Raw genomic sequence first — 18,771 nt, 5'->3', positions numbered from 1 at the left:
CCCTTTCAAAGTTGGTTCGATGCAGGAGGCTGACCACGCCGGGGCCGCCTTCGGACTACGGCTTCCTAACGACAACGCCAAATGCGGTGGTCGGACCGATCCACCCCAAGGCAAGCCGGTAATCTTGACGAGCGACGCGATGTCCGATGCGCGCGCCATGGGATGAGGCCAAAGCATTGCAATAGCCGTTGCCGGATGATGTCGATATCGTACCCAATCATAATCCGATTGTGCTGATGATCGATCGCACCTCGAGCGCATTGTCGAGGAAACCGACATGGAGCGTCCCTGCATGTCACCCTAATTGTCGGGGATCACGCGAGCCGAGATTACCATCGCGAAAAGTCGATCTTTGCTAGCGCTTCACCCGGGCTGCGATGGGTGCCGCCGTTCCCGCGGTCATCGGACGGCTTGGGGCAATTGTCCTTCTTTGGCAGGTCCTCGTTGTGCTGCGGCTGGGACTCGTCGTTCTCGGCGCTCTTGAAGTCGCCATCGTGCGTGGACTGGTCGCCCTTGCCATCATTCGACGAGTCGTCCTTTCCGGCATGATTGGAGTAATCGCTCGTGCGGCCGTGATCGGAGCGGCCATCGTGGCCGTCCACGACCGATGCAGCATCGCCCGACCTTGCATCCTCTACGGCAAGCCCAGCGGAGCCGGCATTGCCCGTAGGCGCCGCAGCTGGGCTGCGGCTTGGAATTCCGACCTGGGACGGCCCACTCGCCGAGGCGAGATGGACGATAAGATCCGCTCCGTGGGTGATTTCGGGCCGGTGCGCTACACTCACGCGTGTCATGTTTAGATGCCGGAGATTCGCATTGATTTCTTTCTCCTTCTCGGTGTCGAGATGTGCCGTGCCCTCGTCCAGAAACAGGATCTTTGGTCGGCGATAGAGCGCGCGCGCAAGCAGTACTCGCTGTTTCTGTCCGCTGGATAACGAGCTTCCCATGTCGCCGATGAGGCTGTTGTAGCTCATCGGCATGGCCATGATGTCCTCGTGAATGCCGGCAATCCGCGCGCAATCGATCATGACTTGCAGATCGAATGTTGTATCAAAAAAGCAGATATTGTCGGCAATGGACCCCGACAGCAATTGATCCTCCTGCATCACCGCGCCGATTTGCTCGCGATAAGCGCGCGGTCCGATCTGGCCCAGCGGAAGGCCGTCGACCAGAACCTCTCCGCTCGTGGGCTCGAGCAGTCCAAGCATAATCTTGACAAGAGTTGACTTGCCGCAGCCCGATGGCCCCATGATTGTCACGAATTGTCCGGGAGCAACGTACAGATTGACGTTGTTAAGAATCAGAGACTCTCCTTCTGCATACCGGAAGCACACGTTGCGCAGTTCGATCTCGCCGCGAATCGGTCGGATATACGACAGGTCTCGGTCGTGCCCCCGCTCGAGCGGGGTGAGCGCAATGTCGGCGAGCCGCTCCAGGTGCAGTCCGAGAATGCGGACATCCACCAGCTTTTCGATCAGCAGCGCCGTCCGCTCAGCGAACTGCAGCTTGTAGCTGACAAACGCGAATATCATGCCAACAGTGATGAGATTGTCCAGTGCGAGGCGAGCGGCGAGGTAGATTGTGACGACGTTCTCCAAGCCAAATATCGTGTCGTTCATTGCTTTGAAGCTGATCCTCGCCCGACCTAGCCGCACGTTGGCATTAATGTACGCCGCATAGCGGTTCAGCCACTGGCTCTCCCGTTCGTTTTCGCGGTTGAGCAACTTTAGGCTTTGCACCGCTCGCACGGTTTCGATGAAGGTGGAGTTCTCGTCTGCCTTACTATGAATGGTCGCTTCGCTCCGTTGCCGGAACATCCCAAAAAGAGCGAGCCGCAGCGCGGCATACAACGCGAACGCTAGCAGGACGACAAGTCCGAGCTGAACACTGTAGGTGAACATCAACGCCAGCATCAACACCGACATGAGACCGTCGATCAACCCCGTGATCAATCCCTCCGCGAGTACGTTGCGGATGGGCTCGATCGAATTGAAGCGCGACAGGATGTCGCCGATGTGCCGTTTTTCGAAGTATGAGAGTGGCAAGCGCACCAGATGATGAAACAGCCGCGCGCCAATTTCAAAACTCAACGTGTTCTGCAGAACCAGAATAATGAAGGAGCGAGTCGCCGTCGACGCGATCCGTATGAGGAGAAGGAGCGCGAAGCCTAGCCCGAGTACGACCATGAGATCGACATCTCCCCTGGCGATGACCTCGTCAACGGTGAGCTGCATATAGAAAGGGGCGGCGAGGAGAAGAATCTCGATGACCACTGACAGAACCAATATTTGGGCGATAGCACACGTGTTTCCGTTGATTCCGCTCCAGAATACCGAGAACGGCAATCTCACTCTCTCGTCTGTGCGGCGGAACTCTTCAGTGGGCGAGAGTTCGAGTGCGATCCCGGTGAGATGTCTAGATGCTTCAGGGAGGGGAAACCATTTCTCGCCGGCTGCCGGATCGTGCACCACGATCCCCTTCTTCCTGTATGCTTTCAGTACAACGAAATGAGCCATGTCCCAGTGCAGAATAGCCGGCGCACGCAATTGGCAGAGATGGCCGATCTCAATTCGCAGCGGCCGACATGCCAGTCCCAGGTGAGCTGCTATTTGGATGAGGTCGCGAAGAGTGACGCCTTTTAAGGACACTGGATGCCGGCGCCGCAGGCTGTTCAAGTCAGTCCGATGACCATGATAGGACGCTACCATGGCGAGGCAAGCGAGTCCGCATTCCGTCGCCTCCGTCTGCCGGATGACCGGGAGGGTTCTGCGTCCGCTGAAATTCAATAGTCCCTGCATGCGCTACATCCTTGCGCTTAACACCGGATCAAGCAGCCACCTCATCAGCGAGCGCTGCTCAAGGATAACGTCGGCCCTGAGCAGCATGTCCGGCTGAAGCGGCATCTTACGGCCATAGGCGTCGATGTCGGGCCGCTCGAGAGCCGCAGTCACACGGTAAGCCGGTTCCTTGAGGGTGATCGGCCCGGTCGTTTCGGTGCCGGTCAGAATTGTGTGAGAGACTTTTGTCACGCTGCCACGGTAGGTGCCGAATTTCTGATAAGGAAATGCATCGTAAAGGATCCTAACCTGCTGGCCGGGGCGCACAAAACCAAACGCGCGTGTCGGAAAGAACAACTCGGCCTGCAAGTGCGTATCAAGGGGAATGATTTCGAGCTGCATATGCCTCGGATCGGCGATCTGGCCAACAGTCGCCTGCAGCGTGGATACGCGCCCACTCGTTGGCGCCCTGATGACGTAAGCCTGCCGCCCGTTCACCTCGGCGACGCGCTGTTCGATCGAGGAGAGTTCATTACGCAGTCCCCGGATCCTCTCTGCGGCGATGGTCGGGAGTTGGTCGAGTGTATGCCGAGCGTCTGTCAACTGGGTGCGTCGCGCGGTGATCTGCTGATCGAGCGACACCACACTCTGCTTCTGCTCAAGTGCGGCCTGCTCGCGGCGCTTGAGCTCAATCGTTGGCAAGGCGCCACTCGCGGTTAGCTTGGCGCCCGTTGATACGAAGCTCTCGGAAAGCTTCAGTCGCTCGTTTTGGATGTTCCGCTGGTCCTCGAGTTGGGCAATCTCTCCTTCAATCCCCTTGATCGTGGAGTCGAGGCGGTCCTGCTCGGAGGCGGTTCGGCGATCTTCCGCATCGATCTGTCGCTCGACTACATTGCGTTGCTGCGTCAGCACCACAAGTACGGTGGCATTGACGTCATCGCCATTGGCGGTGATTTGGGAAGTGACTACGGTCAGGAGCGGGTCGCCCTCCGCAACCTCTTGCCCCTCCTTCACTTGTATCGCTTTGATGAAGCCCTGTTGTGGTACGAAAATCCTAGCTGTGCCGGAGGTCGGCGTCAGATACCCGGAGACGGTCTCCTTGCGCGCGTACTGCGCGATGGAGAGAAAACACAAAATGAGTACAACGAGAGTCGCAAGGCTCCAGCTAAGAAGCGTGCTCGACAGCGGCTGCAGCAGTACGACCTCACCCCAGGTGTGGCGCTGATGCAAAAAGTCGACAGCTTCCTTGCGAAATAGAGCTGGCCGAGTATCCATGGACGCACCTTGCTACGCTCTCGTTCGTCAATTCAAGGGCTGTACATAGTATCTCTCCGCCGCGCCACGGCTGCGGATGGGTACCGCACAATGCGGTGGCGAACCGCTCCCCGGTAGGGAGAAGCGGTTCGCCCACACATCTTGCCATTACGCCTTTTGGAGCTGGATCCCGCCGACGTTAACGCCAATGTTCACGTCATTGAGGTTAACCAGGCCGACTTGAAAATTGCGGTCGCCGCCGCCGCAGCCGCAGCTGCCGGTGCCGGCTGCTACGAGGTCGAGTTCCTCATCGGTTAGTTCGACAGGGTAGGTAAGTTCTTCCATCATGTTGCTCTCCTTGGATGTTAGTGGCGCGATGTTGCTGTAGGTGCTGCCACGCTACAATTAGTCGGAAGCCGCCAATCTGGATGCACGGTCTCGCAAAATTTGTGAGGGGCAGTGTTGACGCTTGTTGCATCGTGATGTTTGCAACGTTGTATGCAAGGCGTCCCAAGTGGAAGTCAGTGGCGGCTTCATCAGTTGGACGTTCTGATCTCCTGGTTCTGCGCGGCTGAGATGCGACATCGCGTCTTCCGAAGGAAAGCCCGTTGGCGCTCCATCGGCGCGAGCCTCGATCCAAGAAACGACTTGACGTGTTTCGATGGTGAACTCGCGCAATCCGCAGCGCCCGCTGGGCGTTACAAGGCTCAGAGCCGTCGCAACTGATTACGTTGCAGTCAGGTTGGATAGAGGCGGGAAGGTGAAGGCTTGGAGCGTAGTTTTCTTGAAGGTACTTCGAAACCACCCTCGATGGCGTTACCCGGTCGTCGGATCAGATGCGTGCTCTGAAGTTACAAACGAGACTAATCGCCATGCTGAGAAGTCGGCTCGAGGAGTTGTGTCGCTGCTCACAGCGGCTCACCTGGCCAGCGAGCACGACCCGTTATGATCCGCCTACACCCTGGCGACCGCGTCCCCGGTTTGGCGGTCGGGAAAAAAGTTTGAAAACTTCGGGAACGAAGTCGATGCTGCTGACTTGAGTTCGCCGACAGCAATTTCGTATTTTTTTAAAAGCGGATCATTTAAATGCATTTTAAATGCAGGCATTAAATGCAGCAGGCGGCGGGCCTGCGGGTGAATGCAGTCAGGTTTTTCTGCCTTTTGAGGGGTTGATCTCGACCATGCCCCATCAATGCGTCGCTTTAACGAAGGCGAAGTCTCGCTCCGGCGCAGCGCGCCATGACAGTTATATCAATCGCGAGACGGCTCTTAATTATGAAACAGCTCTGCTTGAGTGCGCCTCCGGATCGCAGTCGGCCGTTGGCAAGATCTACACTCAGGAGAAGGAGCAGTTGCGCGCGATGGCGCACCGTATCGTGCACGACAGATCGCGTTCCGAGGATGTCATCCACGACGCATTCGCGCAGGTTCTTCGGTATGCGAAGAACTTCGACCCTGCACGCGGATCAGCCCGGGGCTGGATCTATGCGATCGTCCGCAACACGGCGCTCAAGATGCGGCAGAACGCCAGGCGCGAATTCGCGATCGAGGACGATACATTGAATGCCATCTGTGCGCGGGAACAGACCGTTCCGAACCCTGCCTCCTGCATCCCAGACAGCATGACGCTGCGAACCATGCTCGATCAACTCGAGCCACAGCGCCGCGCGAGCCTGCTTCTGGCGATCGTCGACGGGCGCACGCACGAGGAGATTTCCGAATACCTCCGGGTTCCGGTCGGAACCGTCAAGGCCTGGATCCGGAGAGAGCTCGTGGCCATGCGTCGGCAGCTCGAATGAGGCCTGAACTTATTTTTCGCCGATGCATCCAAAGGCGTGCTTCGGCGACAGTAGGGTGACGGCGTGGTGATCCGAGCAGGGCACACGCACGTGACGCATGTGCCCGGGTCGTCGCAAAGCTGAAGCGAGGAGCGAAGCCATGTCTATCCTGAGCAGTGTTACGAGCATTCTCGGACTGACAAAGCTTGTAGGAACCGGCGTCCCACGCGAGGAATGCACGTCAACCAAGCCGGACGACGGTGGCGACGGCAAGCAGTCAAGGTGGAATGACGATCACAGCGATAACGACGCGTATTCGAACGTCGGCGGCAAGGACGATCATCCCAGGCTTAGCGGCGAGGGCGACTACCCAGAGCAGGATGGGGGCTGGAAGGACGCGAAGGACGGCGAATACCAGCCCAAGGATTATTGCCACCTCGAGCCGGCTGACGGTGGCAGCCGAGGCGACACCGATCGTAGTCCGGGTGATGCGCTGGCCAAGTTCGACTTCTCCCATGGTGAGTTCGCGGGTGATTTCAGCTCGCACGGTCCCGATCATTCGGGTGACATACACGGCGCGCTCGCTTCGATGTCTTGCGACGATGCGCTCGAATACGCCATCGGTTTGATGGGCCCAACGGATCACTTCGACGTAGGGCATTTCGACACGGCGACGGATACGTCGCATGACACGGACGCCTGACATGCCGAAGAGACCCGCCTGGCGGTGAATGCTGCCGGGCGAGAGTGGTTTTTGAACACGAAAGGCGCCGGTCATGCAGCAGGTAGAAAAGCGCGAATTGTTCGAACAAGAGCGGAAGATTTTCGAAGCCGGAGTGCAGCGCACTGACAAGCGATCCGGCTCTTTCAGTTTCTTGACCTGGTCGTTCTTCATTGCCCCGCTGATTGCCTGCGAAGAGTTCCTTGCCGCCCCGTTCAAACCCGTGCTGGCCGAGCACGAAGAGGCGCCAGCCGCTCAGGCAGGTACGGGGTCGCAACAGACGAACGACGAGCTGCCTGCGAGCGATCCCGCGAAGTCGGGCGCGGAAGATGAGAGGCCTAAAGGGCCGGCCGCTTCGCCGGAGACGCAAGTGGCTCAGCTCGATCCGACCAGCCTCCTGGCGGATCCGCATGAACAGACGCCCAGACCGAGCACCGCTCGTGACGAAGCAGTCGCCGCTGCGAACCATGGAGGTGAGGGCGGGGGTGGCGAAGAGGCCGAGTCTTGCAAGCACCATGTTCACACCTCAGCCGACGTCAGTCGCGTCAACTCGCTGTCAACAGATTCCGACCTCGGAAGCACTGAATTGCCTGGTGGGTCAACGCTCGAGTCCATTCGGTCTAATGTGCTTTGCGACTCGTGTGACCCGTCGATCGTCAGCTCCTTTCCTCCCCTGCTTGGAATGGTCGGCGAGCCGGTCGAGGCGGCAGTGCCGCCGGCACTGGCGACGGCGACCGACACCGTCAGCACGCTACCGAACGACGTTGTTGGCGCAACTGCGCTGGTCGAGGCGGCGGTGCCGCCGGCACTCGCGACGGCGACCGACACCGTCAGCACGCTACCGAATGACGTGGTTGGCGCCATTGCCCCGCTCGAGGCGGCGGTGCCGCCGGCACTGGCGACGGCGACCGACACCGTCAGCATGCTATCCAACGACGTGGTTGCCGAAATTCCGCCGGTCGAGGCGGTCGTGCCGCCGGCACTCGCGACAGCGACCGACACGGTTAGCACGCTGCCCAACGACGTGGTTGCCGAAATTCCGCCGGTCGAGGCGGTCGTGCCGCCGGCACTCGCGACGGCGACCGGCACTGTCAGCACGCTGCCCAACGACGTGGTTGGCGCCATTGCGCCGCTCGAGGCGGCGGTGCCGCCGGCACTGGCGACCGCGACCGACAGCGTGAGCACGCTATCCAACGACGTGGTTGGCGCCATTGCGCCGGTCGAGGCGGCGGTGCCGCCGGCCCTGGCGACGGCGAGCGACAGCGTCAGCACGCTACCGAACGACGTGGTTGGCGAAATTGCGCCGCTCGAGGCGGCGGTGCCGCCGGCACTGGCGACAGCGACCGACACCGTCAGCACGCTACCGAATGACGTGGTTGGCGCCATTGCCCCGCTCGAGGCGGCGGTGCCGCCGGCACTGGTGACGGCGACCGACACCGTTAGCATGCTATCCAACGACGTGGTTGCCGAAATTCCGCCGGTCGAGGCGGCAGTGCCGCCGGCCCTGGCGACGGCGAGCGACAGCGTCAGCACGCTATCCAACGACGTGATTGGCGCGATTGCGCCGGTCGAGGCGGCGGTGCCGCCGGCACTGGCGACGGCGACCGACACCGCGAGCACGCTATCCAACGACGTGGTTGGCGCCATTGCGCCGGTCGAGGCGGCGGTGTCGCCGGCACTGGCGACGGCGACCGACACCGTGAGCACGCTATCCAACGACGTGGTTGGCGCCATTGCGCCGGTCGAGGCGGCGGTGCCGCCGGCACTGGCGACCGCGACCGACACCGTCAGCACGCTATCCAACGACGTGGTTGGCGCGATTGCGCCGCTCGAGGCGGCGGTGCCGCCGGCACTCGCGACAGCGACCGACACAGTGAGCACAGTGAGCAACGAAGTGGTTGGCCAGACGACGGGTCCAGACACTCAGTGGACCGCGTTGTCGCAAACGGCTGCATCGGACAGCACGGGAAGTCACAGCTTCGATAGTTCAGCACCACCCCTTGAGATCGCGGAGTCGGAACTGACCACGGGTAACGGTGCGCCTGGTGACGTGTCACAGCCCACTGATATGGCTAGCAATGCTCTTGCGAGTGGCGCGCCGGTTCTCGAGACGAGCGAGCCTGTGCTCACCACAACAGCTGCCGCTTCGACCGATCCGACCAGCGAGCTGTCCCATCCGGCCAACATGGCGAACGTGGCTGGCGACGCTCTGGCGAGCGGGACGCCGGTTGCTGACATGACTGAGCCGGTGCTCACCACAACAGCTGCGGCTCCGACCGATCCACTGGGCGAGCTGTCGGATCCGGCCGATACGGCGAGTGTGGCTGGCGACGCATTGGCGAGCCCGGCGCCGGTCGCCGACATGACCGAGCCGGTGCTCACCACAACAGCTGCGGCTTCGACCGATCCGCCGAGCGAGCTGCCGGATCCGGCCGACACGGCGAGTGTGGCTGGTGATGCATTGGCGAGTCCGGCGCCGGTTGCTGACATGATCGAGCCGGTGCTCACCACAACAGTCGCGGCTCCGACCGATCTACCGAGTGAGCTATCGCAACCGGCCTACACCGGCAGTGGGACGGGCGATGCTTTGGCGAGTGCGGCGCCGGTCGAGGACACGAGTGAGCCGGTTCTCACCACAACGGCCGCCGCGCTGACCGATGCGCCGAGCCACGTGTCGCAACCGGCCGACACGGGCAGTGTGGCTGGCGATGCCTTGGCGAGTTCGGCTCCGGTCGCTGACACGACCGAGCCAGTGCTCACCAGCGCCGGAGACTCGCTCAGCATACCCGCGCCCGAACCGGCAGAGCCGGCGGTGCCGGACACCAGCAGCGCTCAAACTCCTGGATCGGCCGACACGCTTCTTGCACTCGCCACCACCGCTGACGCACCGATTGAGAGTTCGGGATCCGCCACCACTGCCCCGGAGAACGTCGTGACGGAGACATCGAATGCCACGGCCACGAGCGCCGTCGCGAGCGATGTGATCGCGTTGAACGATGCGCCACCGCCTCCGGCAGATGCGCTGTTCAACGGAACCCAGTATACAGACTATGGCGTCACGCTCAGCAGCGACAGCGCGCCCTCCCAGACTGCCGTGTCTCAGGTGGACGCCGCATCGGCTCAAGACATTTCCGCGCCGGTGACTGCCGATGTCCAAAAACCCGCACCGCCGCCTCCCGACATCGTAGATAACACTCCGATCGATCACGTTGGAACTCATGATGCCATCCTCTAGCGGGAGGCAAACATGGCAGCTGTCGAGACACTGGACGATCTGCCGCGCAACCACTCCGGATCTCAACTTCGCATCGCACCCGGCGGCGAGGTCCGCGACTATGTCGGACCTGTCAACGCGCTGGCCACCTGGCGTTCGGTCGCGCGCAGCAACCTGACAGCGGTCGCGGCATTTTCGGTCGTTGTGAATCTGCTGATGCTCACGTTGCCGATCTACCTGTTTCAAATATCCGATCGCGTGCTGACGAGCCGTAGTCTCGAGACATTGCTGATGCTCTCGGCTCTCGCGCTGACGTTCATCGGTATCCTCTCGATCGTGGACATTCTGCGTCGGCAGGTGCTGGGGCGTCTTGCGACCAAGATGGAGGCTGTGCTTGGCGGCGCAGTGCTGGCGAGCAGCATCAACAACGCCAGGGCCGGCGAGGGCGGAACCATCCAGGCGATCCGCAGCCTGCACCAGGTGCGAGGCTTCATCTCGAGCCCTATCATGCTTCTACTGATGGACGCGCCACTCTCACCCCTCTACTTCGCAGTCATATTCCTCGTTCACCGCCATCTGGGCTGGATCGCAGTCGTTTCGGGCTTGGTCCTCGCACTGATTGCGCTGATCAACCAGAAAGCGACCTCGGAGCGTCTAAGCGAGGCAAGCCTGCATGCCGCCGAGGCCGATGCGGCGGCCGAGTCGTTGGCCCGAAATTCGCAGGTGATCAATGCGATGGGAATGCTGAGCGAAAGCATTCTCCACTGGGGGCGCCGGCAGGCGCCGGCCCTGACGGTGCAGAGCCAAGCCCTCGACCGGAATTTCTGGATCAGCGGGGCGTCTAAGTTTGTCCGGCTCGTGGCCCAGATCACGATCCTGGGCACCGGGGCCTATCTGGCCCTCCACGCCGAGATCACGGGCGGCATGATGATTGCGGCTTCGATCATTGCCGGCCGCGCCCTGCAGCCCCTCGAGGGCTTGATTGAGGGATGGCGCAGCTGCGTTCAGGCGCGATCGGCTTATGCCCGCGTAAAGCAGGCGGTCGAATCGTTCCAGCGCGAGACGCCCAAGCTGCGGTTGCCCAGACCGCAAGGGCGCCTGAGCGTTGATCGGGTCTTGTATCTGCCACCCGGCTCGAAGGAACCGGTGCTCAATGGTGTGTCACTCGAGCTCGCGCCCGGAGAGTCTTTGGCAATTGTCGGACCGTCCGGATCGGGCAAGTCGACTCTCGCCCGCATTCTGGTGGGTTGTCTGGTGCCGACAGCCGGCAAGGTCAGGCTGGACGGAACGGAGCTGCGCAACTGGGATCGCCGCCAGTTCGGGGAATATAGCGGTTACCTGCCGCAGGAGGTCGAGCTATTTCCCGGGACCATCAAGCAGAACATCTGCCGCATGCGCGACGACTTGCCCGACGAGAGCATCTATGAGGCGGCGATGTTGTCCGGAATTCACGACATGGTCTGCCAGTTGAAGCAAGGATACGAGACCGTGCTCGACCGCAGTGGCGGGCCGCTCTCGGGAGGACAAAAGCAGCGCATTGCGCTCGCCCGGGCTTTCTTCGGCAATCCGTCCCTTGTCGTGCTCGACGAGCCCAACTCGAATCTCGACGCGGCGGGCGAGCAGGCTCTAACCGAGACCCTGCAGCGCGCCAAGAGGCGAGGGGTTACGGCGGTGGTCGTAACCCTGCGCCCGGCGCTACTGAACAGTGTTGACAAAGTGCTCATACTGCGGGCCGGACGCGCGGAAGCATTCGGCTCGCCGAGCGAGGTGTTGCATCGCCTGGTTCGGTCGCCCGGCAGGGCCGGCGGTGATGAGCCGGAGCAGCCGCAACTCGTCGAATCCTCGAGTGGGTGACCAGCGCGGGAGGACAGCATGAGAGCGGTAAAGGACGACATTGGCGAATGGTACCGCGGTGTTCCGCTGAGCGCCAAATGGCCCATCTTCACCGGCCTCGCCATCCTGGTTGTTTGGCTCGGGTGTTTCGGCGTTTGGGCCGCAGTCGCCCCACTTAACAGTGCGGTCGTCGCCTCGGGCACGTTCGTGGCTACCGGGCAGAACAAGTTAGTCCAGCACTTCGAGGGCGGCATCATCCGCGAGATTGCGGTCAAGGACGGGGATGTCGTCGAGGCCAACCAAGTCCTCGTTCGTATGGACGATACCCCTGCCAACGCCAAGCTGAAACGGCTGGTTTTGAAGAAGTATCGACTGCTCGCCATGAAGGCGCGTCTAGAAGCTGAAATGAGCTCTTCAGATGCAATCGAAACTCCGGCCGAACTCAGAGAGAACGCTCGTGATCCAGAAATCAAAGCGATTCTTGAGCGGCAACGTGCCGAGCTTCAGGCGCGCCGGGCTAGTCTGGTGACCGAGGAAAGCGTTCTCTTGAAGCAAATCGCCGGGCTGGAGGAAAGCATCCGCGGATATCAGGCGCAAGTTCAGTCGACCAAGGAGCGCATTGCCTTGTTCGCCGAAGAGCTGAAGGACAAAAATTCGCTTCTTGGCCAGCAGTTGGTACGCAAGTCGGATGTGCTAGCGTTGCGGCGCTCTGAGGCGAGTCTCGGGGGCGACCTCGGCGAGTATCTCGGCCGAATCGCCGATTCGAAGGAGCGGATCGCTCAGGCGAACGAAAGAATAGCGCAGCTCCACGCGACGGCGCTGCGGGACGCGATCAAGGAGTTGCGCGAGACCGAGGCGGAGCTGGACGACGGGGAGGAGCAGATTCGTGCCGCTCAGGATGTGGTCGATCGGGGCGATGTCCGTTCACCGGTCCGAGGCATTGTGGTGAAGAACAACTTCCATACACCGGGCGGCGTCGTCTCTCCTGGTGCGGTGATTCTAGAGCTCCTGCCGATCGGCGACGAGCGTATCATCGAGGCACGTGTGAATCCCAAGGACATTTCGCATGTGAGCGTAGGCCAGGAGGCGCTGGTGCGGCTGTCGGCACTCAACCAGCGCATCACGCCCATGGTCGGGGCGAGCGTCATCTACGTGTCAGCGGATGTCTTGGCAGAGCAAGTGCAGGGGAAGACCGAAACCCGCCCTGATGGTGACACGCGTCGGGAATTCTATGTCGTTCGGGTGCGCCTCGACAAAGACGAAATTCTCAGGCGAATGCCTGAATTCATCCCGATGCCCGGGATGCCCGCGGACGTTTACATCAAGACCGGAGAGCGTACGTTTTTCGAGTACATCATGAAGCCGGTCCTCGACAGCTTCTCCCGCGCGTTCCGCGAAACCTGAAGGGAGCGAGCATCTTGGAAGTCGATGGCGAGCACTCGCGAGTAAGGTGACCTCGAGCCCTTCGTTAAGATTTACTGAAATGCCGCCGCTCGGCCGGCCCAGCGCACGAACGCTGCGAGCGGGGCGATCTCGGTTGCCAATACCGGGGCGCTCCAATCATCCGCCGGGCCGGGCTCATTGCGAGGCGGAGTTCGGCACGCTGACGCGCCGCGCGTGACGATACGTTGCTCGATCACAATCTGCCATGCATCGTAGCCCGTCGAATTGAGGAGAGGAGCTACTTGATGTTTCCGTCCTTGCGTCGCGATCTTTGCGATCGCGAATGGGGAGCGTTCGCGTCGACATGTCACATCAGTCCATTCGATTCGACGTATCTCGGCTTGGCGCAATTGCCGTTGCCACAGCGAAGCGAACAATTCTACCGAGTGCAGAAATTGTTGGGGGTTAAAGTCGGCGGACGGGTTTGCCGACCTCGGCAAGATCGTCGAGATGCAGCGCATCAAATCGGAAAAAATGCGAGGCTGCTCAAAAGAGCGGGAACGTCGGATCGGGGTGCCGCGATCGATAGAGCGCTCTACACCAAGTGCCCAGTCCTCAGCATCGCGCCGACGCACGAAGGTGTTTGCGACATACTCGTTTTCTTGCTGTCGGTCCTCAAAGGCGGGAACCTTATAGGCAGGTTCACCAGAACCTCTTGTAAACCAGCGTGTTGTTGCGCGGAAAATCCCATGACCATCAATCGCCGCAATTCCATTATCGTCGCCGTGATAGCGGCCGCACTGCTGGTGTTTGCCGCCTCCCGCATCTTCGCTGGCTAGGCTCGGTTGCTCGCGCGGTTGCGGAGCGCGGCCAACTGTCGGAGGCCGAGCGCGCCAATATCGAAATCTTCGAGAAAGTCTCGCCCTCGGTCGTGCAGGTCGTGGCGCACTCTACCGCCAACCCTTTCACCGAGGAGTCGGAGGGTGGGGGAGCCTCCCGGACAGGATTTATCTGGGACAATGATGGGCACGTCGTGACCAACAAATCACGTGGTGCAGAACGCGAGCGAGGTCGCGATCCGCTTTTCCTCCGGCTAAACGACGCGTGCCGAGATTGTCGGCACGGCGCGGGACTACGACTGCACCGTGCTGCGCATCAGGAGCGCGCGCACTTTGCCGCCAGCAGTCGCGATCGGCAGCTCCGCTGATCTCAAGGTCGGCCAGTCTGCGTTCGCGATAGGCAATCCCATCGGACTCGACCAGTCGATGTCCAGCGGCATTATCAGCGCGCTTAAGCGGCGCCTGCCGACCTGTAGCGGGCGGGAGATCGCTAACGTGATCCAGACCGAGACCGCCATCAACCCGGGCAATTCCGGCGGCCCACTGCTCGATTCCGCCGGCCGCCTGACAGCGGTAACGACGGCGATCCTGTCGCCGTCGGGGTCCAATGCCGACATCGGCTTTGCCGTTCCGATCGACATAGTCAACCGGGCGTCCCCGAACTAATCCGCTACGGCCGTGTGCCGACGCCCGGCATCGCTATCGTCGCCGCGAGCGAAGCGGTCGCCGCTCGTTTGGGGACCGAAGGTTTGATCGTCGTACGCACCGCGCCGGGCTCTCCGGCCGAACGCGCCGGAATCCGCGGCGTCGACCTCTCATCCGGCACACTCGGCGACGTCATCACCGCTGCTGACGGCAAGCTGGTGCGTCGCCTCTCTGATCTGACCGATCGGATTGAGCAGATCGGGATCGGCAAGCCCGTGCGCCTCAGCCTGAGGTGTGAGGGCGGAGCGCGCGATGCCGATGTCGACATCGGCCGCGCGCATTAAATTGTGATAATCGAGCGGACATGACGAGCCTGTTCTTCCATGTGAGCAGCGTAGTCAGGCTGGAGAGTTGCGGCTCCTCTCGGCGTCAATTTCAGTCCGAGTGACGATATGAGAACCGAAAGCTGGGCTAGACTCCTAGTGTGCGCGCTTTCGCCGCAATGTTGGCCCCGCGATCCGGCACTATCTTAACGGTATGACGATTTTAGTCGACATCGATCCGCGCATAGCGCGGCTCTGTCTCCACGCTGGTCGCCTGCAAGCACGCGTTTAGCCGGACGGCAAATCTCGCCGTCCGGGCTCTCTTCTCATCAAAATTGTGGTTTTGCGGCTTTCTCTTCAGGGGCCCAACTTGCCATAGCAGAAGGAGTGCGCCGTGCTGCCTCTTCCGAAGATCGCCTTGTCCGCCGCCGATTATCCTCGTCTCGAGCAACTCGCGCGCGTAGCCACTCAGCGAGGCGATATCAGTGCGATGTTCCTAGTGCTGGAGATCAACCGCGCTGAGATTGTCCCAGGCGATGCCCCCGACCTGCAGTCGGTCGTAACGATCGGATCCTGGATCACCTATTGGACGAATTGGGGCGTCCCGCGAAAGACGGTCCAACTAGTCTGGCCGGAAGACTGCAAGTCCGACCTTGCCCAGATATCCGTTCTATCGCATTGGGGGCTGCATTGATCGGCCTCCACGTCGGCGACCAGATGCCGTACTTCGTCTCGGGCTGCATGAACGTAGTCAGGATCGAAAGCGTAACAGGCTCCGATACCAACGTAGTACCGCTGGTTCGTCCAGGCAGGTCCGCCAACAATGAGCCAATGGATGATGATCCAGGGCCTACCGCCGCCTGATCGAAGGAGATCACCATGTGTCAGAATGAGCGCAGGATCGCTCGCGGTACAGCGCGCGGCGGAAGGTCTTCCGGTTGGCACGATATGATAATGTCCTCGACAGGTCTGCGCATCGCGCGGCGATGCTTGCATACAGGCCGCGTCCAAGCAGAGCTTAGCCGGACGGCAGTGTGCCCTCCGGATACCTTCATCAAGCAGCTTTAGTGTGTGGCTCTCCCACGTGGGGAGTTCAAACAAGGAGGCTGTGAAAAACCACTATATCGCAGACATCACCCTTCCGGCGTCTGACCATAGTCGCCTGGGACGGCTCGCGCGTGTGGGTGCAGATCAAGGTGACGAGGACGCACGTTTTTTGCTGAGTGAGATCGACCGTGCGGAAATCGTCCCTCATCGCGCAGCCAGATTGGACAGCATCGTCACCATGGGTTCGTGGGTGACGTTCCGCATCGGCCGCGTGGTGGGCTGGTCGATGAGTGCCGCCATGACGGCGCAGCTCGTGACCGACGCATTGTTGATGGCCGTCTGGCGGCGCGGCAAGCCGGATGCGCTGTTTGCATCACTCCGACCAGGGTAGCCAGTACACCAGCGAACAGTTCCAGCGCCTGATGGCCGACCACGGCATCGTTTGCAGCATGAGCCGCTCCGGCAACGTCTGGGACAACGCGGCGATGGAGAGCTTCTTCTCCTCGCTCAAGACCGAGCGTACGGCCAACAAGATCTATCGAACCAGAGATGAGGCACGCGCCGATGTGTTCGACTACATCGAACGATTTTACAACACGACCCGCAGGCATTCGACCATCGGCTATCTCAGCCCGGTTGAGTTCGAGCGCAGGTGGGATTAGCTTAACCGGGTGTCCATTAAACCGGCAGCAGCTCAGGCGTCCGCATGGGCTCACAGGTGCGGAACTGCGATAATACCACTGGTGACGTGCGGGACGTGGTGTTGGTGTACCCGCACGAAGCAGACATAACACTAAAGCGCATCTCGGTCCTTACGCCGGTCGGAGCTGCGTTGATCGGCCTGTCGGTTGGTCAAGGCATCGAGTTTCAAACCCCAGGCCATAGCAAGCGGTCCTTGACGATACTAAGCGTGTCCCACTGAAGGAGGCATGATGTGCGTGACGTTCCAACTAAGCAGGCCGCGTTAACGGTCATCGTTATCACCATCGTTTTTGCTGCCGCACGCCGGCAGGCAGCGGGATCATCGCGGCCGTCCATCGGTCAGCGCCGCGACTACTGCGCTCAGACGTGGCGGCCGACGTCGGTCGGATGAGGCTTTGCGCTTCCCGGATCGTGATGGATGTGATTCCATCATCGTCGTGACCACATCTGAATCGCTTCCCACCGATCTTGCCGCCGCGCATGCGATGATCCTCGCGGAGCGCGCCGCGCGCCTTCAGGCGGAAGCGGTCGCGGCGAGCGCCAAAGCGGAGGCTGCCGACGCGAAGGCGGCCGAGGCCCTGATCAGCTACCTCAAGCTCGAGATCGAGAAGCTGCGTCGCCAGATTTATGGCAGCCGCTCGGAGCGCAAGGCGCGGCTTTTGGAGCAGATGGAGCTTCAGCTTGAAGAGCTGGAAGCAACGGCAACCGAGGACGAGCTGGCAGCCGGGCAGGCCGCGGCCAAGACACAGACCGTGCAGTCGTTCAAAGCGCACGCGACCGTCGCGCAAACCGTTCCCCGACCATTTGCCGCGTGAGCGCATCGTGATCTCGGCTCCGGAGAGCTGCCCCTGCTGTGGGTCCTGGAGGCTCTCGAAGCTGGGGGAGGACATCACCGAGATGCTGGAGGTCGTTCCCCGGCAGTGGAAGGTGATCCAGACGGTGCGCGAGAAGTTCTCGTGTCGGAACTGCGAGACGATCACTCAGCCGCCGGCCCCCTTCCACGTGACGCCGCGCGGCTTCGCCGGGCCCAACCTCCTGGCCATGATCCTGTTCGAGAAGTTTGGTCAGCATCAGCGCCTGAACCGGCAGAGCGAGCGCTACGCCCGGGAGGGCATCGATCTGAGCCTGTCGACACTGGCCGACCAGGTCGGCGCCTGCGCGGCAGCCTTGCAGCCGCTCCATGCACTGATCGAGCGCCACGCCCTGGCTGCCGAGCGGCTGCACGGCGACGACACCACGGTGCCGATCCTGGCCAAGGGGCAGACGGTCAAAGGGCATATCTGGACCGATGTCCGCGACGACCGGCCGTTTGGCGGACGGGCGCCGCCGGCCGCGCTCTATTACGCCTCGCGCGATCGACGGCGGGAGCATCCCACGCGGCATCTCCAAGGCTTCACCGGCATCCTGCAGGCCGACGCCTATAGCGGCTACAACGAGCTGTATGACGCCGCGCGCGCGCCGGGACCGGTCACGCCCGCACTCTGTTGGGCCCATGCCAGGCGGCAGTTCTTCGAACTGGCGGACATCGTCGCCAATGCGAGGCGCGGCAAGAACGCGGCGGCGATCTCGCCGATCGCGCTGGAGGCGGTCAAGCGCATCGATGCACTGTTCGATATCGAGCGCGGCATCAACGGCCAAAGCGCCGAAGAGCGGCTGCGGGTGCGTAAAGAACAAAGCGCCCCGCTTTTGACGGCATTGGAAGCATGGCTGCGCGAGCAGCGCGCCCGGCTGTCGAACTCGTCCGCGGTCGCCAAGCCAATCGACTATATGCTGCGCCGCTGGGACCGGTTCGCTCGCTTCGTCGATGACGGACGGATCTGCCTGACAAACAATGCGGCGGAGCGCGCGCTACGCGGCTTTGCTCTCGGCCGCAAGTCTTGGCTCTTCGCCGGCTCCGAACGCGGTGCCGATCGCGCCGCCATCATGGCGACGTTGATCATGACGGCAAAGCTCAACGACGTCGATCCGCAAGCCTGGCTCGCGGACGTCTTGGCCCGCATCGCCAGCACGCAGCAAGGTCGGCTCAATGAACTGCTGCCTTGGGACTGGAAGACCCCCGTTCAGTCCGCTGCCTGAACGGGCCACCGCGCTATGCATTATCCCGCGGCCCTCACCGGGCCTCACCGGGCCTCACCGGACCTCACCGGGCCTCACCGGCTTTCAATTACCCACAAATTCTCCTCCGACCATGACACCTAGCGCTATGTCGGTGAGACGTGACAGCCCGCGCCACATGACGGTATTGCCGGGTGGCG

At 61.5% G+C, this 18,771-nt stretch carries 12 protein-coding genes and 2 pseudogenes; 11 read left to right on the top strand and 3 right to left on the bottom strand.

All coding sequences use genetic code 11. The features are described from left to right. Positions 1 to 329 precede the first annotated feature (329 nt). The 3 genes from IVB01_RS07460 to IVB01_RS07450 all read right to left on the bottom strand — a co-directional run bounded on the left by IVB01_RS07460 (position 330) and on the right by IVB01_RS07450 (position 4,379). On the bottom strand, positions 330 to 2,798 hold the full coding sequence (locus IVB01_RS07460; RefSeq protein ID WP_247494341.1) for a peptidase domain-containing ABC transporter: 2,469 nt from the start codon (positions 2,796 to 2,798) through the stop codon (positions 330 to 332). Positions 2,799 to 2,801: 3 nt separating this feature from the next. Beyond that, on the bottom strand, positions 2,802 to 4,052 hold the full coding sequence (locus IVB01_RS07455; protein ID WP_247494340.1) for an HlyD family efflux transporter periplasmic adaptor subunit: 1,251 nt from the start codon (positions 4,050 to 4,052) through the stop codon (positions 2,802 to 2,804). Between the two features lie 147 nt (positions 4,053 to 4,199). After that, complete coding sequence (locus tag IVB01_RS07450; RefSeq protein WP_247494339.1) at positions 4,200 to 4,379, bottom strand: hypothetical protein; 180 nt, start codon at positions 4,377 to 4,379, stop codon at positions 4,200 to 4,202. Positions 4,380 to 5,128: 749 nt separating this feature from the next. Here IVB01_RS07450 and IVB01_RS07445 point away from each other — a divergent pair. From IVB01_RS07445 to IVB01_RS07405, 11 genes and pseudogenes are all read left to right on the top strand, one after another. After that, positions 5,129 to 5,830, top strand: a complete 702-nt coding sequence (locus IVB01_RS07445; RefSeq protein WP_247494338.1) for a sigma-70 family RNA polymerase sigma factor — start codon at positions 5,129 to 5,131, stop codon at positions 5,828 to 5,830. 139 nt (positions 5,831 to 5,969) lie between these two features. Further along, entirely contained in the window at positions 5,970 to 6,512 is a 543-nt protein-coding gene (locus IVB01_RS07440) for a hypothetical protein (RefSeq protein ID WP_247494337.1), read from the top strand. A gap of 700 nt (positions 6,513 to 7,212) precedes the next feature. Further along, the gene (locus IVB01_RS07435) at positions 7,213 to 9,765 is read left to right on the top strand and encodes a hypothetical protein (protein ID WP_247494336.1); all 2,553 of its coding nucleotides are present in this window, start codon (positions 7,213 to 7,215) and stop codon (positions 9,763 to 9,765) included. Between the two features lie 12 nt (positions 9,766 to 9,777). Further along, positions 9,778 to 11,598 carry a type I secretion system permease/ATPase gene (locus tag IVB01_RS07430; protein WP_247494335.1) on the top strand — a complete coding sequence of 607 codons (1,821 nt, stop codon included), beginning with the start codon at positions 9,778 to 9,780 and terminating at the stop codon, positions 11,596 to 11,598. 18 nt (positions 11,599 to 11,616) lie between these two features. Beyond that, entirely contained in the window at positions 11,617 to 12,981 is a 1,365-nt protein-coding gene (locus tag IVB01_RS07425; RefSeq protein WP_247494334.1) for an HlyD family type I secretion periplasmic adaptor subunit, read from the top strand. Between the two features lie 1,124 nt (positions 12,982 to 14,105). Further along, complete coding sequence (locus tag IVB01_RS35655; RefSeq protein ID WP_346659331.1) at positions 14,106 to 14,465, top strand: trypsin-like peptidase domain-containing protein; 360 nt, start codon at positions 14,106 to 14,108, stop codon at positions 14,463 to 14,465. Positions 14,466 to 14,479: 14 nt separating this feature from the next. Further along, positions 14,480 to 14,788, top strand: coding sequence for a PDZ domain-containing protein (locus IVB01_RS35650; protein WP_346659330.1), 309 nt, complete (start codon positions 14,480 to 14,482; stop codon positions 14,786 to 14,788). A gap of 1,048 nt (positions 14,789 to 15,836) precedes the next feature. Beyond that, positions 15,837 to 16,004: pseudogene (locus IVB01_RS35645) on the top strand (hypothetical protein); the annotation flags it as partial. 78 nt (positions 16,005 to 16,082) lie between these two features. Continuing rightward, positions 16,083 to 16,476: pseudogene (locus IVB01_RS07415) on the top strand (IS3 family transposase); the annotation flags it as partial. Between the two features lie 44 nt (positions 16,477 to 16,520). After that, positions 16,521 to 16,736: a GreA/GreB family elongation factor gene (locus IVB01_RS07410; RefSeq protein ID WP_247494333.1), complete on the top strand. Its 216-nt coding sequence runs from the start codon at positions 16,521 to 16,523 to the stop codon at positions 16,734 to 16,736. A gap of 265 nt (positions 16,737 to 17,001) precedes the next feature. Continuing rightward, a protein-coding gene (locus IVB01_RS07405) for an IS66 family transposase (RefSeq protein ID WP_247494357.1) occupies positions 17,002 to 18,592 on the top strand; the annotation gives its coding sequence in 2 pieces (ribosomal slippage) (positions 17,002 to 17,277 and positions 17,279 to 18,592; 1,590 coding nt in all). The last annotated feature ends 179 nt before the right edge of the window (positions 18,593 to 18,771 follow it).

The organism is Bradyrhizobium sp. 164 (assembly GCF_023073715.1).
Lineage (GTDB): Bacteria > Pseudomonadota > Alphaproteobacteria > Rhizobiales > Xanthobacteraceae > Bradyrhizobium.
Note: the sequence above shows the minus strand (reverse complement) of the source record. Positions and strands in the feature narration are given on the sequence as shown.